Raw genomic sequence first — 22,683 nt, forward strand, 5'->3', positions numbered from 1 at the left:
GGGATTGTCATCAATCCAGATGCGCCCAGGTCATGCGAAACGACGCCCCGCCCCACGGCGAATCGCCGACCTCGACCTGCCCGCCATGGGACTGGGAAACCCGTCGCACCAGCGCCAACCCGAGACCAAACCCGCCGGTACGTCGGTCGCGACTGGCGTCCAGACGCGAGAACGGTTCGAAAATTTTCTCCCGGCCTTCAAGCGGCACACCCGGCCCGTCGTCGTTGACCTGCACTTCATATTGATCGCCGATGCGCACCAGTGACACCTCGACCCGCTGCTCGGCATACCGAATGGCATTGCGCAGCAGATTGATCACTGCCCGCGCCATGAAGCGCGGCTCGATCCGCACTACCTCCACCCGGCATTCGCCAATAATCAACTGCACACCGACGGCCTCGGCCTCCAGTGCGACGCTGCCAACCACGCTGTCGAGCCAGTCCGCCGCCTGAATGTTCTCGCGGGTGATCACCGTCGCGCCGCGTTCGAGGCTGGCGTAGGTCAGCAACTCGGAAACCATTTCCTCCAGTTCACCGAGGTCGGCATACATGTCGGCGATCAGTTCGCGATTCTGGCTGGCGTCCGGTTGCTGTTTGAGTTGATCGAGTTCGAACGACAGCCGCGCAATTGGCGTACGCAGTTCATGGGACACGGCATTGGTCAGTTCGCGCTGATTGGCGATCAGACCTTCGATGCGCGCCGCCATCAGGTTGAAGTGTTCGGCGAGATCGCGGATGTTCGAGCGCCTGGACAATTGAATACGCGCCGACAGGTCGTTGTCGCCGAATCGCTCAGCGGCCATCCGCAGCTTTTCCAGATCGCGCCAATGCGGGCGCACCCAGAAAAACAGCACAATGCCGATCATCACCGCGATCATCAGGTATGCGCCGGCGATGTAAAACGGCATCAGGCTCGGCTCGGCCGGAAGCTTGATGCTGAGCAGTTGCGGCCCGCCATCGATCGAAGCGATGTATTGCGTGTACTTATCGCGAATAACCAACAGGCCCTCGGCCAGCTCGGTTTTTTCCTTGTCGTTCAGGGCCAGTTGATCGGCCTGAACCAATGCCAGCCCCAAACCATAGTGCGGGCGGATCGCTTCCAGTTGTCGCTCCCGGGCCGGGCCGTCCAGGTCGCGCAGTTGTTCACCCAGCGTCCAGGCCTGACCGCGCACGGCCTCGCGGTTGTAGTCCTGCATCTGATAATCGAGCAGCGCGTCGAACGTGCGCTCGACCGTTTGCAGCGCCAGTACCAGTCCGACCGTCATGACCAGAAACAGCCCGAAGAATAACCGCAGCATCTACAACTCCCACGCAAACGGATTGAACAGGTAACCCTTGCCCCACACGGTCTTGATGCACACCGGTTCGCGAGGATTGTCCTTGAGTTTGTTGCGCAATTTGCTGATGTACACGTCGACGCTACGGTTGAGGCCGTCAAAGGCAATGCCACGCATGCGGTTGAGAATCTCATCGCGCGAGAGGATGGTGCCGGCGGCATTGGCCAGCAGCCACAGCAATTCGAACTCCATGGTGGTCAGTTCAATCAGTTCGCCTGCCAGACGCACTTCACGGCAACTGCGGTCGATGATCAGGTTGCCGAACTCCAGCGAGCTGACCACGCTGCTGTCAGGCACTTGCCGACGTTGCAGGGCACGCAGGCGTGCAAGCAAGACCGGCGGTTTGATCGGTTTGATCACGTAGTCGTCGGCCCCGGATTCCAGGCCCAGAATATGGTCGAGGTCGTCCTCCTTGGCCGTGAGGATGACGATCGGCGTGTCCGACACGCTGCGGATTTCCCGGCACACATGCAGCCCGCTCTGCCCCGGCAGCATCAGGTCGAGCACCACCACCTTGGGCTTGAATTCGAGAAACGCGGCCACGGCCAGATCGCCGCGATGCACCGTGCGCACATCAAAGCCGTGTTGTTCGAGAAAGTGCGCGATCAGCGCGGCCAACCGCTCATCGTCTTCCACCAGCAGGACTCTGCCAAAACCCAGGTTATCCATAACAACCGCCACCAACCGCTTTGTGAAGTGGGCGACATTATGCGGGCATTCAATGACGAGACGTTTATCGCAGGCAGCAAAAACCGGCCTCCGGGGCCGGTTTTCGTTGATATTTCATACTCTTAAGAGTTTTTAACAATTCATGCCGCGACGGGTACACCGCTGTGGAAACGGAATTCTTCGTCCGGCGACTCGATCAGGTCCTGCTCAGCGGCGCGGACTCTCTCGATCACCTGCGCGATGTCCTTGGCGTCGCCGTACTGGTAGGCCAGTTTCAGATAACCCTGGAAATGCCGGGCCTCGCTTTTCAGCAGGCCGAAGTAGAACTTGCCGAGTTCTTCGTCCAGATGCGGCACCAGCGCTTCGAAACGCTCGCAACTGCGTGCTTCGATGAAGGCGCCGACCACCAGGGTATCGACCAGTTTTACCGGTTCGTGGCTGCGCACCACTTTGCGCAGGCTGGAGGCATAACGCCCGGCATGCAGCTGGCGCAGTTCGATCTTGCGTCGCTTCATGATGCGCATCACCTGCTCGTGGTGCACCAGTTCTTCCCGGGCCAGACGCGACATCATGTTGATCAGATCGACGTGGGAGTGGTACTTGGCGATCAGGCTCAACGCGGTGCTGGCGGCCTTGAACTCGCAGTTCTTGTGGTCGATCAGCAGGGTTTCCTGATCGGCCAGCGCGGCCTGGACCCAGGCGTCAGGCGTGCGGCAACCAAGGAATTCGTGGATTTCGGGAAGGATCATGGGGCTCACGGTCAAAGGTGTTCGAGCGAAGGGCGCCGATTATACCGGCCTGCCCGCAGACCACCAGCGCCAGCCCTTGATATGCATCAAGTCGCAGGCGTGGCAGCAGCAACTATAGTTGTGCAACGCCGTGCCTTTTCATTGCTGGAGACTCCGCTCATGCAAGCCATTCGCAGCATTCTGGTGGTCATTGAACCCGAACACGCGGAAAGCCTGGCGCTCAAGCGCGCCAAGCTGATCGCCGGGGTGACCCAGGCCCATCTGCACCTGCTGGTCTGCGACAAGAAGCACGATCACGCCGGCATGCTCAGCGTGCTCAAGGCCGCGCTGTTGGCGGACGGGTACAGCGTCACCACCGAACAGGCGTGGAACGAGAGCCTGCACGAAACCATCATCGATGTGCAGCAGGCCGAAGGCTGCGGGTTGGTGATCAAACAACATTTCCCCGATAGTTCGCTGAAAAAGGCCCTGCTGACCCCGGCGGACTGGAAACTGCTGCGCCACTGCCCTACTCCGGTGCTGCTGGTGAAAACCGCCGGTTCGTGGAAGGACAAGGTGATTCTGGCGGCGGTCGACGTGGGCAATGCCGACGGCGAACACCGTCACCTGCACACCACCATCATCGACCACGGGTTCGACATCGCCAGCCTGGCCAAGGGGCATCTGCACGTGATTACCGCTCATCCATCGCCGATGCTGTCAGCGGCCGATCCGACGTTCCAGCTCAAGGAAACCATCGAGGCGCGCTATCGCGAGCAATGCCGGGCGTTTCAGGCTGAATTCGACATCGATGACGCTCACCTGCACGTCGAGGAAGGCCCGGCGGATGTGCTGATTCCGTTCATGGCGCACAAGCTGCAGGCGGCAGTGACGGTGATTGGCACCGTGGCGCGCAGCGGGGTATCCGGTGCGTTGATCGGGAACACGGCTGAACAGGTGCTGGATCAGTTGGAAAGCGATGTGCTGGTGCTCAAACCCCAGGAGGTTGAAGACCATTTGGTCGAGTTGGCGGTCAAGCATTAAGGCCTTCGGTGCCTGAACCGGCCCCTTCGCGAGCAAGTCGAATCGTCGCACCGTCGCTCCCACAGTGGTTTTGTGAACGACATTAATCCAATGTGGGAGCAGCTTGCTCGCGAAGCTTTTGAACTTCAGTCGCCGAGGGCATCCTTGAGGAAATCAGGCGCGATGTAGCGCTGATAGTGTGCTTCCGACAGCAGGAAAAATTCCCGATCAATGGCATCGCGAAGTTCCGGCAGGTTCCAGTCGCGAAACTCCGGCAGCAGCACCATACCGTAGGCTTCCAGATTAATGATCACCCGCGCGCCCCGGGCGATCAGCTGATACGCCCAGCAATATTCCGACTGATGCGGCACGAAGCGGATCTTGCGCTGTTCCAGTTGCAGGCGCAGTCGCGCCGGATCGAAGACTTCAACCTTGCTCGCCATCACTTGTGACAGCAATTGCTCAAGACGCAGCCACACCGCGCGCTTTTCTTCCTCGTTGTAACCGTTCCAGTGGATCACTTCGTGGTGGAAACGCTTGCAGCCACGGCACACCAGATCACCGTAAACAGTGGAGCAGAGGCCGACGCAGGGGGTCTTGATGGTCTGATTGGGCATAGGGTGGGCAGAACACTTGAAACGCGGAACAGGTCGGCATGTTAGCCCTTTGTCCGCCATTCATCACCCCTCAAACGTCAGGGGCAAGCGCTGGATCGGGGTTTGGCCCGCCCACGCACAACGCCACCAAAGTCCAATAGAGCGCGACTTACCTTTAAATTTTTTTTGCCGTAGAATCAGCCAGCCTTTTTAGGCGCCAATGTCCGTTAGAAGCTGTTTTCAAAGCGTCACGAGCACAGTCGTTCCTTCAGAGCGGTGTTGGCGATAGGGTTTTCCAGCGGGGAAAATTCAGTCGCCAACCCTCATCAGCTCCCCGTTCTGCAGGCGTAAAACTTTGAAAGCAGCTTCTGTAAGGAATGGTCGGTAATTCTGGCTAAGCGGCCCACAACGCCGCGCAGCGCATGAGTACGTCCATTTCGGGATGAGCGTCCCGGACACCCATTTGGGACCACTGATGAGGGTAATAACTGTGCTTGAAGCCTACCGCAAACATATCGAAGAGCGTGCAGCCCTGGGTATCGTTCCCCAGCCGCTTAACGCCGAACAAACTGCAGGCCTGGTCGAGCTGCTGAAGAATCCTCCGGCTGGCGAAGAAGCTTTCCTCGTTGACCTGATCACCAATCGCGTACCACCAGGAGTGGACGAAGCCGCCTACGTCAAGGCCGGTTTCCTCTCCGCACTGGCCAAGGGCGAAGTCTCCTCCCCTCTGCTGGACAAGAAGCGCGCTGTAGAACTGCTCGGCACCATGCAGGGCGGCTACAACATCGTGACCCTGGTTGAACTGCTGGACAACGCCGAACTGGCGCCAGTGGCCGCCGAGGAACTCAAGCACACCCTGCTGATGTTCGATGCTTTCCACGACGTGGCTGAAAAAGCCAAGAACGGCAACGTTCACGCCAAGGCCGTGCTGCAATCCTGGGCTGAAGGCGAGTGGTTCAAGAAGCGCCCTGTGCTGGCCGACAAGATCAGCCTGCGCGTCTTCAAGGTGACCGGCGAAACCAACACCGACGACCTGTCCCCTGCTCCTGACGCCTGGTCGCGCCCAGACATCCCGCTGCACGCCTTGGCCATGCTGAAAATGGCCCGTGACGGCATCGTTCCGGACGAGCAAGGCAAGACCGGCCCGATGAAGCAGATCGAAGAAATGCGCGGCCAGGGCTTCCCTATCGCCTACGTCGGTGACGTGGTCGGTACCGGTTCCTCGCGTAAATCGGCGACCAACTCGGTGCTGTGGTTCTTCGGCGACGACATCCCTTATGTGCCGAACAAGCGCGCTGGCGGTTTCTGCTTCGGCAGCAAAATCGCTCCGATCTTCTACAACACCATGGAAGACGCCGGCGCACTGCCAATCGAGTTCGACGTATCGAACATGAACATGGGCGACGTGATCGACCTGTACCCGCACGCAGGCAAAGTCTGCAAGCACGGTACTGACGAAGTCATCACCACCTTCGAAATGAAGACCCCGGTCCTGCTGGACGAAGTCCGCGCCGGCGGCCGTATCCCGCTGATCATCGGCCGTGGCCTGACCGAGAAGGCTCGCGCCGAACTGGGTCTGCCTGCGTTCGACCTGTTCAAGAAGCCTGAAGCACCAGCCGAAAGCACCAAGGGTTACACCCTGGCGCAGAAAATGGTCGGCAAGGCCTGCGGTCTGGCAGAAGGCAAAGGCATCCGTCCTGGCACCTACTGCGAACCGAAGATGACCACCGTAGGTTCTCAGGACACCACCGGTCCAATGACCCGTGACGAACTGAAAGACCTGGCGTGCCTGGGCTTCTCCGCTGATCTGGTGATGCAGTCGTTCTGCCACACCGCGGCCTATCCAAAGCCGATCGACGTGACCACCCACCACACCCTGCCTGACTTCATCATGACCCGCGGCGGCGTTTCCCTGCGTCCGGGCGACGGCATCATCCACTCGTGGCTGAACCGCATGCTGCTGCCGGACACCGTAGGTACCGGTGGTGACTCCCACACCCGTTTCCCGATGGGCATCTCGTTCCCGGCCGGTTCCGGTCTGGTTGCGTTCGCCGCTGCCACCGGCGTCATGCCACTGGACATGCCGGAATCGATCCTGGTGCGCTTCAAAGGCAAAATGAAACCTGGCATCACCCTGCGTGACCTGGTTCATGCCATTCCTTACTTCGCCATCCAGAACGGTCTGCTGACCGTCGAGAAGAAAGGCAAGAAAAACGCCTTCTCCGGCCGCATCCTGGAAATCGAAGGTCTGGAAGGTCTGACCCTGGAACAGGCTTTCGAACTGTCCGACGCCTCGGCCGAACGTTCGGCTGCCGGTTGCACCATCAAGCTGTCGAAAGAGTCGATCACCGAGTACCTGCAGTCCAACATCACCCTGCTGCGCTGGATGATCGGCGAAGGCTACGGCGATGCGCGTACCCTGGAACGTCGTGCTCAAGCGATGGAAGCCTGGATTGCCAACCCACAACTGATGGAAGCCGATGCCGACGCCGAATACGCCGAAGTCATCGAAATCGATCTGGCCGACATCAACGAGCCTGTACTGTGCGCGCCGAACGACCCGGACGACGCCCGTCTGCTGTCCAGCGTTGCTGGCGAGAAGATCGACGAAGTGTTCATCGGTTCGTGCATGACCAACATCGGTCACTTCCGCGCTGCCGGTAAACTGCTGGATCAGGTCAAGGGTCAGCTGCCAACCCGTCTGTGGCTGTCGCCGCCGACCAAGATGGACGCTCACCAACTGACCGAAGAAGGCTACTACGGCATCTACGGCAAGGCCGGCGCGCGCATGGAAATGCCAGGCTGCTCGCTGTGCATGGGTAACCAGGCACGCGTTGAGCCGAACAGCACCGTGGTGTCGACGTCGACCCGTAACTTCCCGAACCGTCTGGGCGACGGCGCGAACGTCTACCTGGCTTCGGCTGAGCTGGCGTCCGTTGCTTCGATCCTGGGTCGCCTGCCGACCGTCGAGGAGTACATGGAATACGCTGGCAAGATCGACAGCATGGCGGCCGACGTTTACCGCTACCTGTCCTTCGACCAGATTGCCGAGTTCCGTGAAGCTGCTGCGAACGCCAAGATCCCTGTCGTTCAAGCCTGACGCTGCAACGCAATGAAAAACGCCGCCCATCGCTAGATGAGCGGCGTTTTTTTATGCCTGCTGAACGGCTGGTGCTGATCGTTCCCACGCTCCGCGTGGGAATGCCTCTTGTGACGCTCTGCGTCACGGTTCAGGACGCAGAGCGTCCTTGGCTGCATTCCCACCCAGAGCGTGGGAACGATCATCTTGGGACCGAACCTGCCCGCGAAGATCGCAGGCACAAAAAAGGCCGACCTGCGAGGCAGATCGGCCTTTCTGTGTCACAAGATCAAACGGGATCTTGTGTTGAACCTCAAGCTGTCAGCGAGTAGATCAATGCCGAAATCGCCACCAGACCCACTGCGGTGACAAACACGTTCGACATCTGCCCACGATAACGGGCCATCGCCGGCACTTTACGGATCGCGTACATCGGCATCAGGAACAGGATCGCTGCGATGACCGGGCCACCGATGGTTTCGATCATGCCGAGGATGCTCGGGTTCAGGGTCGCCACGATCCAGCAGACCACCAGCATGAACGCCGCCACGATGCGGTCCAGAGCCTTGGCGCCCGGACGCTTGCCGCTTTTGACGATCAGGCCCTTCAGGCCTTCGCTGGCACCGATGTAGTGACCGAGGAACGACTTGGAGATGGCCACGAACGCAATCAGCGGCGCCGCGAACGCGATGGTCGGGTTGCTGAAGTGGTTGGCGAGGTACGACAGGATCGACAGGTTTTGCGCCTTGGCTTCCGCCAGTTGCTCGGGCGACAGGGTCAGTACGCAGCTGAATACGAAGAACAGCACCATCACCACCATCAGCAGATGGGCGCGGGACAGGATCTGCGAGCTGCGCTCATCGGCGTGGACGCCGTAACGACGCTTCTGGTCCACCGCAAACGCCGAGATGATCGGCGAGTGGTTGAACGAGAACACCATCACTGGAATCGCCAGCCACAGCGTGTGCAGCAGCGCCGACGGTGCCGGCACCTGCGAAGCGGTGGTCAGAATGCCGCCGTTCCAGTGCGGAATCAGGTACACCGCCAGGAACAGCAGCGCGACGATGAACGGATACACCATCAGGCTCATGGCCTTGACGATCACTTGCTCGCCGCAGCGCACCACGGCCAGCAGGCCGAGGATCAGCACGAACGACAGCAGCGCGCGCGGTGGCGGCGTAATGTGCAGTTGGTGTTCGAGAAAACTGGCGACCGTATTGGTCAGGCCGACGCTGTAGATCAGCAGGATCGGGAAGATCGCGAAGAAGTACAGCAGTGTGATCAGCGCGCCGGCCTTGATGCCGAAATGCTGCTCTACCACGTCAGTGATGTCGGCGCCTTCGCGACCGGAAAGCACGAAGCGGGTCAGGCCGCGGTGTGCGTAGAACGTCATCGGGAATGCCAGCAGCGCGAGGATCACCAGCGGCCAGAAGCCACCCAGACCTGCGTTGATCGGCAAAAACAGGGTACCGGCGCCGATGGCCGTCCCAAACAGTCCCAACATCCAGGTAGTGTCATGGCGATTCCAGCTCGACAGTTCAGCTGGTGCTGCCGCTTCAAAGCGTTGTTCGACGCTATTGGCCTGATCATTCATCCGGTCGGATCTCCGCATTCCGGTCACTTGCCACTCGGTCGGGACGCGTCGGAAAAAACCGACAGACATGCCCCGGCCGAAACAGGGGCGCGATTCTCCGCGATAAATGAGCAGAAGCAAAGACTTAGCTGAGGAATGGTTATACGGAGCAGATCGGAGGATTGTCGTTTTCAGGAAAAAGACTGTCGGCACCAGATACGCGACATGTCGTTTTATGACATGAACCGGTGCCGAACAAGCCATGGGAAAGTCCGATCAGATCGATCGGGCCAATATGAAGCCGAGGAACATGCAAAAGATGCCCAGACCCATCAACCCCCAGATCGGGCGCATTTCTTTCCTGTCTTTGATACGTATTTTTTCGGCCCACTCATCGTGTTCCCGTTCCAGTTGTTCCATTCTGGCTTTGGCGTCATAGGTGCTCATGTTGATTTCCTTTTGGGTCATGTGTCTGAAGATTGCGAAAACGAACGTTCAAAACTTGAAAAAGACGCCTGCCAATGCCGCGCTTGCCGTCAACACGCCGGCCACCACCGCAACCGGATAAAAATACGTCTCCCACTTCAGCTTCTTCTGTTCCGCCATAAGCTTCTGCCGCTCAGCTATCAGTTTTCGCGTTTCGTTATGCAGCCTGTCGAGTTCCAGGTTTTCGCGGTTGTTCTGAAGCATTGGCCTTCCTTGGCTGATGGCAATTTCCGTCCGGATTACTGCTTCGTCATGAAGAACGCATCCCGCCCTGCTCTCTATAATTCCGCGCTTCTCACCCCGCCGTATAGCGGATGAATCCGGCAGCACTCGTAGGCAACATCCGTAAATCCCGCAGGACGGTACGTCCATTTCCTACCGCTTTTAAACAACCTCATCGACCGGCATTTTTCAGCTATACCCAATGGCGAATTGACTGACATCCCCGTCCAGTCCCCTCGCCTGTGGAGCCATCCCATGCCCCTCGTCCGCGTCGACATCAAGAAAAACCCGGATCCGACGTTCGCCAAACGCATTGGCGAAGTGATCTACGCCGCCCTGCGCAGCGAGATCAATGTGCCGGAACACGACAATTTCCAGGTGCTGGCCGAGCACGACCACCAGCACTTCGTCTATGACCCGCAATACCTGGGGATCCAGCGCAGCGACGGTATCGTGTTTATCCAGCTGACCATCAGCGAAGGCCGCACCGTGGAGATGAAACAACGGCTGTTCCAGACCATCGCGCGCAACCTGAACCAGCAACTGGCCGTGCGCCAGGAAGACGTATTCATCAATCTGGTGGAAGTGAAAAAAGAAAACTGGTCTTTCGGCAACGGCATCGCCCAGTACGTGACCTGATTCTGTGACTGCCAGCGCCGACGTCACCTTCTGACGAAGCACCCGCGCGCTCCCCGCCTCAGCTCCTACACTGCCTGATGCGGGGCCGTGCCAGCCATTGCCAAACCGCTCTGGAATCAGCACTCTGAACCGACTTTTGCGCCCGAAGACCGACGATCACAGGAGCCGAGCAATGCCCGCCACCGTTCTGGTACTGGTTGAAACCATCAATGATTATTTGCCGATTCTCGAACGTCAGGGTTTTCACCTGATTCTCGCGCCGACCCCAGCCGAGCGCGCGCAAGCCATCGCCACACACGGGGCACGGATCGACGCGGTGCTGACCCGTGGCCCGCTGGGTTTGTACGCGGAAGAAATCGCCGCATTGCCCGCGCTGAAAATCATCTGCGTGATCGGTGCCGGTTACGAACAGGTCGACCTGCAGGCCGCCAGCGACCGTGGCCTGACAGTGACCAACGGCGCCGGTGTCAATGCTTCGTCGGTGGCCGACCACGCCATGGCGATGCTGCTGGCGTTGGTGCGTGACATTCCGCGCTGCGATGCGGCGGTGCGTCGGGGCGAGTGGCCGAAAATCATGCGCCCGTCGCTGGCCGGCAAGCGCCTGGGCATTCTCGGGTTGGGTGCGGTGGGGATGGCGATTGCCAAGCGCGCGGGCCTGGGCTTCGACATGGAGATCAGCTACCACAACCGTCAGGTGCGCAGTGATGTGACTTACGCGTTTTGCTCGACCCCGACCGAACTGGCCCGGGCCTCGGACTTTCTGGTAGTCGCAACGCCCGGGGGCATCGGTAGCCAGCATCTGGTGACCCGCCCGGTGCTCGATGCCCTGGGGCCCAACGGTTTTATCGTCAACATTGCCCGTGCCAGCGTGATCTCCACCGCCGACCTGATCAGCGCTCTGGAGCAACGGCGAATCGCCGGGGCGGCGCTGGATGTATTCGATCACGAGCCACAAGTGCCCGATGCACTGAAGAGCCTGAGCAATGTACTTCTGACCCCACACGTCGCCGGGCTGTCACCGGAAGCCACCCAGGGCACCGTTGAGCTGGTGGGCAAGAATCTGGTGGCGTTCTTCTCCGGCCAACCGGTGCTGACACCGCTCCAGTTGCCGCCGAAGCTGAACAACCAGCGCGTGCACTAAAGCACGCCAGGCAAAGTTCAAGACGCCGGGATTCGGCGTCTGCCGACATCATGCCAAACGTGGCGCCGTTGTGCTGCGGCACGCCACGCCCATTCCCGAAGTTGATTACCGTCCAACACGCTAACCTATAAGACCGAACCGCGCTTGTGACGACCCGAGCGCGCCATTAGATTAGCCAATGATGTCTGGCCTCCAAAATAAGCAGAAGGGATAAGCATGGCGCTTACTGACCAGTCCACCCGTATCCGCTCTGGCGAAGAACTCGATGCCAGCCTGATCGATCCGTACCTCAAGGCGCACATTCCGGGCCTGACCGGCACGCCGCAGATCAGCCAGTTTCCGGGCGGCGCGTCGAACCTGACCTACCTGCTGGAATACCCGGACCAGGAATTCGTCCTGCGCCGTCCGCCGTTCGGCCACAAGGCCAAGTCCGCCCACGACATGGGCCGCGAATTCCGCATCCTCAACCAGTTGCGCGATGGCTTCCCGTATTGCCCGAAAGCCTACGTGCACTGCACTGACGAATCGGTGATCGGCGCCGAGTTCTACGTGATGGAACGGGTCAAGGGGATCATCCTGCGCTCGGACCTGCCGCCGGAACTGGGCCTCGACTCGGCCAAAACCGAAGCCCTGTGCAAGAGCTTCATCGACCGTTTCGTCGAACTGCACCGGGTCGATTACAACGCCTGCGGCCTCGGCGACCTCGGCAAGCCTGAAGGCTACGTCGCCCGCCAGATCAAAGGCTGGAGCGAGCGCTACGAAAAAGCCCTGACCCCGGATGCACCGCACTGGGAAAAGGTCAAAGCCTGGCTCAACGACAAGATGCCGGCCGATCACCCGACTTCCAGCATCGTCCACAACGACTACCGCTTCGACAACGTCATCCTCGACCCGAACAACCCGATGCAGATCATCGGCGTGCTCGACTGGGAACTGACCACCCTCGGCGATCCACTGATGGATCTGGGCAACACCCTCGCCTACTGGATCCAGGCCGACGACCCGGCACCGGTGCAACTGATGCGCCGCCAGCCGAGCCACGCCCCGGGCATGCTGACCCGCCGCGAATTCGTCGACTACTACGCCGAGCGCTCGGGCATCCAGATCGACAACTTCGATTTCTACTACACCTACGGCCTGTTCCGCCTGGCTGGCATCGTGCAGCAGATCTACTACCGCTTCTTCCATGGCCAGACCCAGGACAAACGCTTCGCGCAGTTCATTCACATGAACAAACTGCTGGAGCAGATGAGCCTGCAGGTCATTGCCAAATCCAGCCTCTGATGACGGCGTTATAACAAGGCTTACTACAAGGGAATCCCATGTCCAAGACTCAGTTGTTCGACCTCGACGGCAAGATCGCTTTCGTCTCCGGCGCCAGCCGCGGCATCGGTGAAGCCATCGCCAAACTGCTGGCCCAGCAAGGTGCCCACGTCATCGTTTCGAGCCGCAAACTCGAAGGCTGCCAGCACGTGGCCGACGCCATCATCGCCGCCGGCGGCAAGGCCACAGCAGTCGCCTGCCACATCGGTGAAATGGAACAGATAAGTCAGGTCTTCGCCGGGATCAAGGAACAGTTCGGGCGCCTGGACATCCTGGTCAACAACGCCGCGACCAACCCGCAGTTCTGCAACGTGCTGGACACCGACCTCGGCGCCTTCCAGAAAACCGTCGACGTGAACATCCGCGGCTATTTCTTCATGTCGGTGGAAGCCGGCAAGCTGATGCGCGAAAACGGCGGAGGCAGCATCATCAACGTGGCGTCGATCAACGGCATCTCGCCGGGGATCTTCCAGGGCATCTACTCGGTGACCAAAGCCGCCGTGATCAACATGACCAAAGTCTTCGCCAAGGAATGCGCGCAGTTCGGCATCCGCTGCAACGCCCTGCTGCCAGGCCTGACCGACACCAAATTCGCTTCGGCGCTGGTGAAGAACGACGCGATCCTGAAACAGGCCCTGACCCAGATCCCGCTCAAGCGAGTAGCCGACCCGAGCGAAATGGCCGGTGCGGTGCTGTACCTGGCGAGCGATGCTTCGAGCTACACCACCGGGGTTTCGCTGAATGTGGACGGTGGTTTCCTGTCCTGACTCAAACCTGTAGGAGCGAGCCTGCCCGCGATTGCGTCGGTACAGTCAAGATCTGCATGGGCTGAACCACCGCTATCGCGAGCAAGCTCGCTCCCACAGGGTCAGTGTTTCAATCAGGCATCGAGGACTTTCGGCAACTGCCAGCCGAAATGCACCGACAACAACCGCAACAACAAACACGCCGCCCCCGCCAGCAACGCAGCCGCCACCGGCGGCACACCCAGCCTGCGCCCGACAATCAACACCGCTGCCCCGGCAAACGCCGAACTGGCATACAAATCCGCCTGCAACACCACCGGCACCCGCGCCAGCACAATGTCACGCAGCACCCCGCCACCGACCCCGGTAATCGTGCCCATCAGCATGGCCACAAACGGCGAGATCCCGAAATTCAACGCCTTCTGCGCCCCGGCCACGGCAAACAGCGCCAACCCCGCCGCATCCAGCACGATCAGCGTCGAACCGGACCAGCCCAGCACCCGCTCATGAAAAACAAACGCCACCCCGCCCATGGCAAACGCCAGCGCCGGATAACGCCAGTCAGCCACAGCCTTGGGCGGCGTCGCACCGATCAACAGATCACGCGTCACCCCGCCACCGAGCGCAACGATGAACGCAATCACCATCACCCCGAGCAGATCAAGGTGACTGCGCATCGCCGCAATCGCGCCTTCAACCGCAAACACCGCCGTGCCGACCAGATCGGCCACCAGCACAATCCACTCGACCCGCGCCTTCAACGGCGCGTGCGTTATTGAGTGACGCAACGAGTCTTGGTGATGTGGCGAGTCACTTGCCCGTCGGCATAGGCATCACCGGCGACCTCGGTGTTTTCCATGACCTGACAAGTCCGCTCAGGTGGTGGAGGCGGTACTGCTGGCGGAGGGGGTGGAGGACTGGCACAGCCACTGAGCAGCACCAGAGCAAAAGCCGACAACAACGAAGAGCACACGCGTTTCCCAGGATTGTTCATAGGATGACCCGCGATGAATGGAAGAAAACTCCCGTCGCCGAGCAGGACAACGCCCGGTTATGGAAACCGAACCACTCATTCCTTATAGACCAGTGGGGGGTGAGTGCCAGTGAAATGGTGGGATTGGGAGAAATTGGCTGTCGATTTTTGGGATGAGTCGATATCAACTGAACGAGTCGACTGATGCGCTGACATCGCTGGCAAGCCAGTGCCTGCGGGTGAACGTCGGATGGGACGCAGAGCGTCCCGGGCTGCATTCCCACGCGGAGCGTGGGAACGATCAAATCGCGAGCAGGCTCGCTCCCACAGAAGAGCAAGCGGCGGAGCCGCCCCACTCACCACGATGAGCGTTAGCTCGAGCACCGCTTTTGATCGCAGGGCCCGTCGGCAGGCTGAGTGGAGGGATTGATCCGGGGGTGGGAGCGCAGCGACCGTTTGGCGAAGCCAAACACATCGAGAGGAGGTGCAGCGAAGCAAACCGTAGGCGATGCCCCCGGATCAATCCCGGAGCGAAGGGACCCGAGCCACAGCGAGGGCCGTACGTCAGGGTAAAGCCTTTTGGGTTACCTTTTCGGCGTTTGGAAAAGGTGACTCGCCGTAAGGGCGAAACCGCCAGCGGCTGCACCCAAGAACCGGATATTGACCCAAACCGAACAAGAACCTAGTCGGCCCAAAGGCCGCCAAGTTCACCCGGACGAGCGCAAAGAATTACTCTCAAGCTCATACCGCAATTCATCAATCAAGGCATCCACCGCTTCCGGCGTGCGCAAGGCATCCAGACTCAACCCACTGATCACCAGATCAACCTGCCCGGAAGCCGGGTGATACAACTTCACCGTAAGCGAATGATCCCCATCCACCACACACTCACAAGCCAACGGCGAAAAACTACGCTCAAGCCGAGCCCGCAACTGCGCCAGATAAATCATCGCGCCAGCTCCGCACAACGAGACTCAACGACAAACAATTCATTCATAAGGGGGCTTATCCATTAGCAGGTTCAAAAGGGCACGCGATCACGGAAAAAAAACCGCACCGCACCTCACCAGACTAAGAACACCCCGCCCGATCAAACACCCGAATTTGCACCCCATGAACTAGTGCATTTGCACCTTACCGCTGCCCCCGACCGCCCCCCGAAAACAACCCACGCTCCCGCGCCCAGACAATCGCCTCACTGCGACTGTGCACATCCAGCTTCGAATACACCGTCGCCACATGATTGCGCACCGTATTCGGCGCCAGCTTCAACCGCGCAGCAATCTCCTTGTCCGCCAGCCCCTCACAGATCAACCCCAGCACATCACGTTCGCGAGCCGTCAGATCGGTGAACGAAACACTGGGCAGCTGCGGCGAATTGACCTTCTTCACATTGGCCAGCTTTTCGATCAACGTGCGGCTGAACCACGAAGCATCCTTCATCACCTCCTCAATCGCCGCCACCAGCTCAAGCTCGGTGCGCTTGCGCTCGGTGATGTCCATCAGCACCAGCAGATAACACACCGTGTCCTGGATGTTGACGGTATCGGCGGACACCGCGCACTCCAGCAGCTCGGCGTCTTTCCTGCGGATCCGCATATCGACGCGATCAACCCGGCCGGTCTTCTCCAGCGCCGCCAGCAAGCGAGCGCGTTCCGCCGGTTCATCGATGAAGTCCAGTTGCGCAACGGTCTTGCCGAGCACGTCGTCGCTCTCGTACGCCAGGATATCGAGGAAGGCCTGATTGACATCGATCAGCCGCTGCTCGTCGGCGCTGCAAATCAGGATCGGCACCGGGGTCAGGCGAAAGGCCTTGGCAAACCGTTCTTCACTCTGGCGCAGGGCAACTTCGGCCTTGTGCCGCAGCTCCATGTCGACGAAGGAAAACAACATGCAATCTTCGTTGTTGAGCACCAGCGGCTGCCCCGCGACGATCACCTGTTTGCTGCCACCGTCCGGCAGACGCAATTCAGCCTGCATCTGCGGAATCGTCGCGACATCGCGCAGGCGCTGGATCGCCAGATCCTTGCGCTCGGCCTGCTCGAGAATGTCCAGCTCATAGGTCGAGGCGCCGATCACCTGATCGCGGGTGTAGCCGGTCATTTCCAGAAACCCCGGATTGACCTTGATGTAACGCAGATCGCTGAGGCGGCAGATCACCGCCGGCGCCGGGTTGGCATTGAAGGTTTTTTCGAAGCGCTGTTCGGCGTTGGCCCAGTCGGTGACGTCGCTCATGATCAGCACCAGCGATTCGGTGTCGCCGTCGCGATCGGTCAACACCATGCTGCGCACGCTGTGCACCCAGGTGCGTTCCTCGTCACTGTTCGGGGTGACTTCGACCAGCACGTCGCTGAAGGTTTCGCCGGCGGCCACTCGGCTGATCGGATACTGATCGGGCGTCAGCGTGTGGTTGTTGCGATACCGCAGGTTGAAGCGCTCGGCATATTCCCCGGCGTTGTTGCCCAGCTCGCCGATCCGGCTGACGCCATGCATCGCCAGCGCCGCTTCGTTGGCCCAGAGAATCGTCTGGTCGAGTTCCAGCAGAATCACCCCGTCGGACAGGCCGGCAATGATCTGCTGCAACTGACGGCGATTGGTTTCAGTGGTCAGGACGTCCCGGCTCATTGGTTCTCCACAAGTTCGCGCATGTGAAATTTACGACCGCGGACGGTTGTGATCGTGCCAACCACGATTGAGCGTTGACTATTCGCGCCTCACGGCTTTCTCGTCTAACGTTAGTACCTCGACGGATTGTGCCCGCGCCTGCGGCCGGGCATCTGATCAAGGAGAGACAAAAATGACGAGCGACCGTATTACCGAACGGACCTATCGCACGTGGTCCACACCCATTCTGTTGGAGCTGAAAAAGCGCGAACACCAGATGAACCCGGCAGAGCGGCAGGCACTGGAAAACGTGATGATCGAAAGAAGGCTGTTGAACATCGGCAGCCCGGATGGCAAGGAACGGCGCAAGGCAGAGCTGAGCCATAAAAGAACAACTTGAGCCGGGTGTCTGTGGCGATCTGCCAGATCGCCACAGTCTCTTGACTACACAACCCTGGCTTTACGCCGCGCGTTGCTTGCCCGCCACCGCCGCCGAAGCCGCCAGCATCGCCCGCAACAACACCGCACAACCCGCCGCCAGATCGTCCGGTGCGGCGTTTTCGATTTCGTTGTGGCTGATGCCGCCTTCGCACGGCACGAAGATCATGCCGGCCGGGCCCAGTTCGGCGAGGAAAATCGCGTCGTGGCCGGCACCGCTGACGATGTCCATGTGCGACAGGCCCAGACCTTTGGCGGCGCCGCGCACGGCTTCGACACAGCCTTTTTCGAAGTACAGCGGCGGGAAGTCGGCGGTCGGGGTCAGTTCATAGGTCAGGCCGTGTTCTTCGCAGGTGGTTTCGATGACTTGCTTGACCTCGGCGATCATCGAGTCGAGGCGTGCAGGTTCCAGGTGCCGGAAGTCTAGGGTCATGCGTACTTCGCCGGGGATGACGTTGCGCGACCCCGGATAGGCTTGCAGGCAACCGACCGTGCCGCAGGCGTGGGGTTGATGACCGAGCGCTGCACGATTGACTGCACCGACGATCACCGAAGCGCCGACCAGGGCATCCTTGCGCAGGTGCATCGGAGTCGGGCCGGCGTGGGCTTCGACGCCGCGCAGTTTCAGGTCGAACCACTTCTGCCCGAGTGCGCCGAGCACTACGCCGATGGTTTTCTGTTCATCCTCAAGGATCGGACCTTGCTCGATGTGCGCCTCGAAATAGGCGCCGACCTTGTGCCCGCTGACCTTGCGCTGCCCGGCGTAGCCGATGGCGTTCAGTGCTTCGCCTACCGTAATGCCGTCGGCATCGACCTTGGCCAAGGTTTCTTCGAGGGTGAATTTTTCGGCGAACACGCCGGAGCCCATCATGCACGGGGCGAAACGCGAGCCTTCTTCGTTGGTCCAGACCACCACTTCCAGCGGCGCCTCAGTTTCCACGCCGAGGTCGTTGAGGGTGCGCAGCACTTCGACCCCGGCCAGCACGCCGAAGCAGCCGTCGAACTTGCCGCCGGTGGGCTGGGTGTCGATGTGGCTGCCGGTCATCACTGGCGGCAGGTTCGGGTTGCGCCCGGGGCGACGGGCGAAGATGTTGCCGACTTCATCGACCGTGACGCTGCAACCGGCGTCCTTGCACCACTGCACAAACAGGTCGCGAGCCTGGCGGTCGAGGTCGGTCAGGGCCAGGCGACAGACCCCGCCCTTGACCGTGGCGCCGAGCTTGGCGAGTTCCATGAGCGACGCCCACAAGCGGTCGCGGTTGATGTGCTGATGGGTCGATTGCAGAACGTCTACGGCTGCGTTCATGGGGATCTCCTCAGGCAGTTAGTTCCCACGCTCTGCGCGGGAATTCATCCATGGACGCTCTGCGTCCGCTGTGGGGACGCGGAGCGTCCCGGCTGCATTCCCACGCGGAGCGTGGGAACGATCATTACGAGGGTACTTTTGCCATGGCCGGGTTACCGCGCATCGCGCACAACCCGTAATAGATCAAGCCGCCCAGCGCCGAGCCGGTGAACCAGCCGTAGCTGTAGAACCAGCTGAATGCGCTGCTGCCCAACGACAGCAGAGTCAGCACCACCGGCACGCCGAACGCGATGAACCCGGCCCAGTTCCACGCCGGGTACACGTCGTCGCGGTACAGGCCGGCCAGGTCCAGTTGCTGCTTCTTGATCAGGAAATAGTCCACCACCATGATCCCGGCAATCGGCCCGAGCAGGCTGGAATAGCCCAGCAGCCAGTTCGAATATACGGTTTCCAGGCTGACATCGGAGACGATCAACCCAAGCTTTTTCAGCAGCTCATGGGCCATCAGCGCCAGCCCGACAAATCCGGTGAGGATCACCGCTTTGGTACGTTTGATCACCTTCGGGGCGATGTTCTGGAAATCGTTGGTCGGCGAGACGATGTTGGCGGCGGTGTTGGTCGATAGCGTGGCGATGATGATCAGCGCCATGGCCACCGCGACCCACACCGGGCTCTGGATATGGCCGATCAGGGTCACCGGATCGGAAACGCTGACGCCCACCAGTTTCACCGATGCCGCAGTCATCACCACGCCCAGCGCAGCGAACAGGAACATGGTCAGCGGCAGGCCGAAAATCTGCCCGAGAATCTGATCCTTCTGGCTACGGGCATAACGGCTGAAATCAGGAATGTTCAACGACAATGTGGCCCAGAAACCGACCATCGCGGTCAGCCCGGCAGCGAAGTAGCTGACCACACTCGCGCCCTCGGGACGCTTCGGTGGAATCGCCAGCAATTCAGTCATCGACACATTGGGCATCGCCCACACCAGCAACCCGATGCCGACCGCCACCAGCAGCGGTGCCGACAGGGTTTCCAGCCATTTGATCGACTCGGCGCCACGGATCACCACCCACAGGTTGAGCGCCCAGAAGACCATGAAACCGATCACCTCCCCCGTGCCACCGAGGGATTTCCAGCCCTCGAACACCGAGCCGAGAAACAGGTGAATCGCCAGCCCGCCGAACATGGTCTGGATGCCGAACCAGCCGCACGCCACGAGCGCGCGGATCAGGCACGGCACGTTGGAGCCGAGAATCCCGAACGACGAGCGCAGCAGCACCGGAAACGGAATGCCGTATTTGGTGCCGGGAAACGCATTCAGCGTCAGCGGGATGAGGACGATGATGTTGGCGAACAGAATCGCCAGCAAGGCTTCGCCGACGCTCAGGCCGAAATACGCGGTGAGCACGCCGCCGAGGGTGTAGGTCGGCACGCAGATCGACATGCCGACCCACAGCGCGGTGATGTGCCATTTGTTCCAGGTTCGTTCGCGCACCTTGGTCGGTGCCATGTCGTGGTTGTAACGGGGACTGTCGAGGACGTCGCTGCCGGCTTCGAGTTCGAACAAGCCGTCGCGCTCGGTCACTTGCGATCTGTTCTGTTGCATGGCCGCTCCACTGTTCTTCTGATTATTTTTTTGCTCATCAGGTGGCTGCACACGCAGGTGCGAGCCGGACGATGGCCGGAGGAACTGACAACTTTCATGCACCGGCCATGGTGTCAGCGGCGGCATCAATAAACGTGCCGGGTGCCCCGCTTGCGCATCGGGCCGTGCTTTTCATTTCTTGTAACCAACTGATGTTTATCAGTTTTAATTATTCACCTTGTGAGGCCGCGAAAACTTGACTGAACACTCAGGCTAAATGCCAGGCAAGTTGTCCGAACTGTCAGGGCTCAATCTGGTGCACTGCACTTTTTTTCATCGTGGGCACTCAGCCGCAGCTCAACTTCAAGCGGCTGATTTCACATAGGAAATTTTGCTCATATTTCCAACCTGTCAAGTGCGTCAAAATGGTGAAGCGCCTCACCATTTTGGTGATTTTCTATTTTTATCGTTATTTATCATCAACTTAAAACAGTCATAAGCTTATAAAAAATAATCTTGATCAATTGCAGAACTGCGACTAGCGTCTATTCCTGACAGCGCTGACAAGATTACGTATTTGGCGCTGCAAACAATAAAACACTAGAACCGGCACAAGTCGGTCATGCCTGCGAGGAACTCGGAATGTCTCTGTTGATCCGTGGCGCCACCGTTGTTACCCATGATGAAAGTTACCGCGCCGATGTCTATTGCGCTGACGGCGTGATCAAAGCCATTGGTGAAAACCTGGATGTTCCCGCCGGCGCCGAAGTGCTCGATGGCAGCGGCCAGTACCTGATGCCCGGCGGCATCGATCCGCACACCCACATGCAACTCCCGTTCATGGGCACCGTGGCCAGCGAAGACTTCTACAGCGGCACCGCCGCAGGCCTGGCCGGCGGCACCACCTCGATCATCGATTTCGTGATTCCCAATCCGCAGCAATCGCTGCTCGAAGCGTTTCATCAGTGGCGTGGCTGGGCGGAGAAATCGGCGTCCGATTATGGCTTTCACGTCGCGATCACCTGGTGGAGCGAGCAGGTGCGTGAAGAAATGGCCGAGCTGGTCAGCCATCACGGGATCAACAGCTTCAAGCATTTCATGGCCTACAAGAACGCGATCATGGCCGCCGACGACACGCTGGTGGCGAGCTTCGAGCGCTGCCTGGAACTCGGCGCGGTGCCGACTGTGCACGCGGAAAACGGCGAGCTGGTCTATCACCTGCAACGCAAGTTGATGGCCCAGGGCATCACCGGGCCGGAAGCGCATCCGCTGTCGCGGCCCTCACAAGTCGAAGGTGAAGCCGCGAGCCGGGCAATCCGTATCGCTGAAACCATCGGCACGCCGCTGTACCTGGTGCACGTTTCGACCAAGGAAGCCCTCGACGAAATCACCTATGCCCGCAGCAAGGGCCAACCGGTCTACGGTGAGGTGCTGGCCGGGCATCTGCTGCTGGACGACAGCGTCTACCAGCACCCGGACTGGCAGACCGCCGCCGGTTACGTAATGAGCCCGCCGTTCCGTCCGCGCGGGCATCAAGAGGCACTGTGGCATGGTCTGCAGAGCGGCAATCTGCACACCACCGCCACCGACCATTGCTGTTTCTGCGCCGAGCAAAAAGCCGCCGGCCGTGACGACTTCAGCAAGATCCCCAACGGCACCGCCGGCATCGAAGACCGCATGGCGGTGTTGTGGGATGAAGGGGTGAATTCGGGGCGGTTGTCGATGCAGGACTTCGTCGCCCTCACCTCCACCCACACAGCGAAAATTTTCAACCTCTACCCGCGCAAGGGCGCGATCCGCGTCGGCGCCGATGCCGACCTGGTGCTGTGGGATCCGCGAGGCACCCGCACCATCTCCGCCAAGACCCACCATCAGCAGGTGGACTTCAACATTTTCGAAGGCAAGACCGTGACCGGTGTGCCGAGCCATACCGTCAGCCAGGGCCGGGTGGTCTGGGCCGATGGCGACCTGCGCGCCGAGCGTGGGGCGGGCCGGTATGTCGAACGGCCGGCGTATCCGGCGGTGTTTGATTTGCTGAGCAAGCGGGCTGAGTTGCACAGGCCGGTTGCGGTTAAACGCTGAAACCCAGGCCTTCGGCCTTCGCGAGCAAGCCCGCTCCCACATTTGAAATGCGTACCCCTGTGGGAGCGGGCTTGCTCGCGAAGAGGCCAGTCCAGGCAACACAAAAAACATGCCCATCAGAGGCAGCACCT

At 60.1% G+C, this 22,683-nt stretch carries 20 protein-coding genes; 8 read left to right on the plus strand and 12 right to left on the minus strand.

The window, feature by feature from the left end; translation table 11 throughout:
* Positions 1-10: 10 nt before the first annotated feature.
* From CAF63_RS11240 to CAF63_RS11250, 3 genes are all read right to left on the minus strand, one after another.
* Positions 11-1,297 carry an ATP-binding protein gene (locus tag CAF63_RS11240; RefSeq protein ID WP_085687615.1) on the minus strand — a complete coding sequence of 429 codons (1,287 nt, stop codon included), beginning with the start codon at positions 1,295-1,297 and terminating at the stop codon, positions 11-13.
* The gene (locus CAF63_RS11245) at positions 1,298-2,005 is read right to left on the minus strand and encodes a winged helix-turn-helix domain-containing protein (RefSeq protein ID WP_085687613.1); all 708 of its coding nucleotides are present in this window, start codon (positions 2,003-2,005) and stop codon (positions 1,298-1,300) included. It lies immediately after the preceding gene.
* A 140-nt stretch (positions 2,006-2,145) separates the two neighbouring features.
* Positions 2,146-2,754, minus strand: coding sequence for a tRNA-(ms[2]io[6]A)-hydroxylase (locus CAF63_RS11250; protein ID WP_011334764.1), 609 nt, complete (start codon positions 2,752-2,754; stop codon positions 2,146-2,148).
* A gap of 159 nt (positions 2,755-2,913) precedes the next feature.
* Here CAF63_RS11250 and CAF63_RS11255 point away from each other — a divergent pair, with 159 nt between their 5' ends.
* Positions 2,914-3,777, plus strand: coding sequence for a universal stress protein (locus CAF63_RS11255; protein WP_007958823.1), 864 nt, complete (start codon positions 2,914-2,916; stop codon positions 3,775-3,777).
* 125 nt (positions 3,778-3,902) lie between these two features.
* On the opposite strand, the gene CAF63_RS11260 is transcribed toward CAF63_RS11255, so the two are convergent.
* Positions 3,903-4,373 carry a DUF1289 domain-containing protein gene (locus tag CAF63_RS11260; protein ID WP_085687611.1) on the minus strand — a complete coding sequence of 157 codons (471 nt, stop codon included), beginning with the start codon at positions 4,371-4,373 and terminating at the stop codon, positions 3,903-3,905.
* A 469-nt stretch (positions 4,374-4,842) separates the two neighbouring features.
* Between CAF63_RS11260 and acnB the strand changes: the two genes are divergently transcribed.
* On the plus strand, positions 4,843-7,452 hold the full coding sequence (gene acnB, locus CAF63_RS11265) for a bifunctional aconitate hydratase 2/2-methylisocitrate dehydratase (RefSeq protein WP_085687609.1): 2,610 nt from the start codon (positions 4,843-4,845) through the stop codon (positions 7,450-7,452).
* Positions 7,453-7,744: 292 nt separating this feature from the next.
* Here the strand turns inward: acnB and CAF63_RS11275 are convergent, their stop codons facing one another.
* The 3 genes from CAF63_RS11275 to CAF63_RS11280 all read right to left on the minus strand — a co-directional run bounded on the left by CAF63_RS11275 (position 7,745) and on the right by CAF63_RS11280 (position 9,694).
* Positions 7,745-9,025, minus strand: a complete 1,281-nt coding sequence (locus tag CAF63_RS11275; RefSeq protein WP_039767145.1) for an HAAAP family serine/threonine permease — start codon at positions 9,023-9,025, stop codon at positions 7,745-7,747.
* A gap of 255 nt (positions 9,026-9,280) precedes the next feature.
* Positions 9,281-9,451, minus strand: a complete 171-nt coding sequence (locus CAF63_RS28825; protein WP_007958834.1) for a hypothetical protein — start codon at positions 9,449-9,451, stop codon at positions 9,281-9,283.
* A 48-nt stretch (positions 9,452-9,499) separates the two neighbouring features.
* Positions 9,500-9,694 (minus strand): hypothetical protein, encoded by a 195-nt coding sequence (locus CAF63_RS11280; RefSeq protein WP_007958836.1) that lies wholly within the window; start codon positions 9,692-9,694, stop codon positions 9,500-9,502.
* A 273-nt stretch (positions 9,695-9,967) separates the two neighbouring features.
* Here CAF63_RS11280 and CAF63_RS11285 point away from each other — a divergent pair, with 273 nt between their 5' ends.
* The 4 genes from CAF63_RS11285 to CAF63_RS11300 all read left to right on the plus strand — a co-directional run bounded on the left by CAF63_RS11285 (position 9,968) and on the right by CAF63_RS11300 (position 13,582).
* Entirely contained in the window at positions 9,968-10,351 is a 384-nt protein-coding gene (locus CAF63_RS11285) for a tautomerase family protein (protein WP_085687605.1), read from the plus strand.
* A 172-nt stretch (positions 10,352-10,523) separates the two neighbouring features.
* Positions 10,524-11,492 (plus strand): 2-hydroxyacid dehydrogenase, encoded by a 969-nt coding sequence (locus CAF63_RS11290; RefSeq protein WP_085687603.1) that lies wholly within the window; start codon positions 10,524-10,526, stop codon positions 11,490-11,492.
* A gap of 216 nt (positions 11,493-11,708) precedes the next feature.
* Positions 11,709-12,776, plus strand: a complete 1,068-nt coding sequence (locus CAF63_RS11295) for a phosphotransferase family protein (protein WP_085687600.1) — start codon at positions 11,709-11,711, stop codon at positions 12,774-12,776.
* 38 nt (positions 12,777-12,814) lie between these two features.
* A complete protein-coding gene (locus tag CAF63_RS11300) occupies positions 12,815-13,582 on the plus strand; it encodes an SDR family oxidoreductase (protein WP_085687598.1) in 768 nt (255 codons plus the stop codon).
* Between the two features lie 113 nt (positions 13,583-13,695).
* Here the strand turns inward: CAF63_RS11300 and CAF63_RS11305 are convergent, their stop codons facing one another.
* The 3 genes from CAF63_RS11305 to CAF63_RS11315 all read right to left on the minus strand — a co-directional run bounded on the left by CAF63_RS11305 (position 13,696) and on the right by CAF63_RS11315 (position 17,159).
* Positions 13,696-14,349, minus strand: a complete 654-nt coding sequence (locus CAF63_RS11305; protein ID WP_256574504.1) for a trimeric intracellular cation channel family protein — start codon at positions 14,347-14,349, stop codon at positions 13,696-13,698.
* An 892-nt stretch (positions 14,350-15,241) separates the two neighbouring features.
* On the minus strand, positions 15,242-15,484 hold the full coding sequence (locus tag CAF63_RS11310; RefSeq protein ID WP_085687595.1) for a DUF1652 domain-containing protein: 243 nt from the start codon (positions 15,482-15,484) through the stop codon (positions 15,242-15,244).
* 184 nt (positions 15,485-15,668) lie between these two features.
* Positions 15,669-17,159, minus strand: a complete 1,491-nt coding sequence (locus CAF63_RS11315; RefSeq protein WP_085687593.1) for a helix-turn-helix transcriptional regulator — start codon at positions 17,157-17,159, stop codon at positions 15,669-15,671.
* Between the two features lie 172 nt (positions 17,160-17,331).
* Between CAF63_RS11315 and CAF63_RS11320 the strand changes: the two genes are divergently transcribed.
* On the plus strand, positions 17,332-17,538 hold the full coding sequence (locus tag CAF63_RS11320; RefSeq protein WP_085687591.1) for a hypothetical protein: 207 nt from the start codon (positions 17,332-17,334) through the stop codon (positions 17,536-17,538).
* Between the two features lie 60 nt (positions 17,539-17,598).
* Here the strand turns inward: CAF63_RS11320 and CAF63_RS11325 are convergent, their stop codons facing one another.
* Together CAF63_RS11325 and CAF63_RS11330 are read right to left on the minus strand one after the other, a co-directional pair.
* A complete protein-coding gene (locus CAF63_RS11325; protein WP_085687589.1) occupies positions 17,599-18,882 on the minus strand; it encodes a Zn-dependent hydrolase in 1,284 nt (427 codons plus the stop codon).
* A 124-nt stretch (positions 18,883-19,006) separates the two neighbouring features.
* A complete protein-coding gene (locus tag CAF63_RS11330) occupies positions 19,007-20,491 on the minus strand; it encodes an NCS1 family nucleobase:cation symporter-1 (RefSeq protein WP_085687588.1) in 1,485 nt (494 codons plus the stop codon).
* A gap of 621 nt (positions 20,492-21,112) precedes the next feature.
* Between CAF63_RS11330 and hydA the strand changes: the two genes are divergently transcribed.
* Positions 21,113-22,552 (plus strand): dihydropyrimidinase, encoded by a 1,440-nt coding sequence (gene hydA, locus CAF63_RS11335; protein WP_085687586.1) that lies wholly within the window; start codon positions 21,113-21,115, stop codon positions 22,550-22,552.
* The last annotated feature ends 131 nt before the right edge of the window (positions 22,553-22,683 follow it).

The sequence above is a fragment of the Pseudomonas sp. B20(2017) genome, assembly GCF_002113125.1.
In the GTDB taxonomy this organism is placed as follows: domain Bacteria; phylum Pseudomonadota; class Gammaproteobacteria; order Pseudomonadales; family Pseudomonadaceae; genus Aquipseudomonas.

Coding starts and splice junctions, on each gene's coding strand:
- CAF63_RS11240 (WP_085687615.1), bottom strand. CDS start 1,297: ATGCTGCGGTTATTCTTCGGGCTGTTTCTGGTCATGACGGTCGGACTG.
- CAF63_RS11245 (WP_085687613.1), bottom strand. CDS start 2,005: ATGGATAACCTGGGTTTTGGCAGAGTCCTGCTGGTGGAAGACGATGAG.
- CAF63_RS11250 (WP_011334764.1), bottom strand. CDS start 2,754: ATGATCCTTCCCGAAATCCACGAATTCCTTGGTTGCCGCACGCCTGAC.
- CAF63_RS11255 (WP_007958823.1), top strand. CDS start 2,914: ATGCAAGCCATTCGCAGCATTCTGGTGGTCATTGAACCCGAACACGCG.
- CAF63_RS11260 (WP_085687611.1), bottom strand. CDS start 4,373: ATGCCCAATCAGACCATCAAGACCCCCTGCGTCGGCCTCTGCTCCACT.
- CAF63_RS11275 (WP_039767145.1), bottom strand. CDS start 9,025: ATGAATGATCAGGCCAATAGCGTCGAACAACGCTTTGAAGCGGCAGCA.
- CAF63_RS28825 (WP_007958834.1), bottom strand. CDS start 9,451: ATGAGCACCTATGACGCCAAAGCCAGAATGGAACAACTGGAACGGGAA.
- CAF63_RS11280 (WP_007958836.1), bottom strand. CDS start 9,694: ATGCTTCAGAACAACCGCGAAAACCTGGAACTCGACAGGCTGCATAAC.
- CAF63_RS11285 (WP_085687605.1), top strand. CDS start 9,968: ATGCCCCTCGTCCGCGTCGACATCAAGAAAAACCCGGATCCGACGTTC.
- CAF63_RS11290 (WP_085687603.1), top strand. CDS start 10,524: ATGCCCGCCACCGTTCTGGTACTGGTTGAAACCATCAATGATTATTTG.
- CAF63_RS11295 (WP_085687600.1), top strand. CDS start 11,709: ATGGCGCTTACTGACCAGTCCACCCGTATCCGCTCTGGCGAAGAACTC.
- CAF63_RS11300 (WP_085687598.1), top strand. CDS start 12,815: ATGTCCAAGACTCAGTTGTTCGACCTCGACGGCAAGATCGCTTTCGTC.
- CAF63_RS11310 (WP_085687595.1), bottom strand. CDS start 15,484: ATGATTTATCTGGCGCAGTTGCGGGCTCGGCTTGAGCGTAGTTTTTCG.
- CAF63_RS11315 (WP_085687593.1), bottom strand. CDS start 17,159: ATGAGCCGGGACGTCCTGACCACTGAAACCAATCGCCGTCAGTTGCAG.
- CAF63_RS11320 (WP_085687591.1), top strand. CDS start 17,332: ATGACGAGCGACCGTATTACCGAACGGACCTATCGCACGTGGTCCACA.
- CAF63_RS11325 (WP_085687589.1), bottom strand. CDS start 18,882: ATGAACGCAGCCGTAGACGTTCTGCAATCGACCCATCAGCACATCAAC.
- CAF63_RS11330 (WP_085687588.1), bottom strand. CDS start 20,491: ATGCAACAGAACAGATCGCAAGTGACCGAGCGCGACGGCTTGTTCGAA.
- hydA (WP_085687586.1), top strand. CDS start 21,113: ATGTCTCTGTTGATCCGTGGCGCCACCGTTGTTACCCATGATGAAAGT.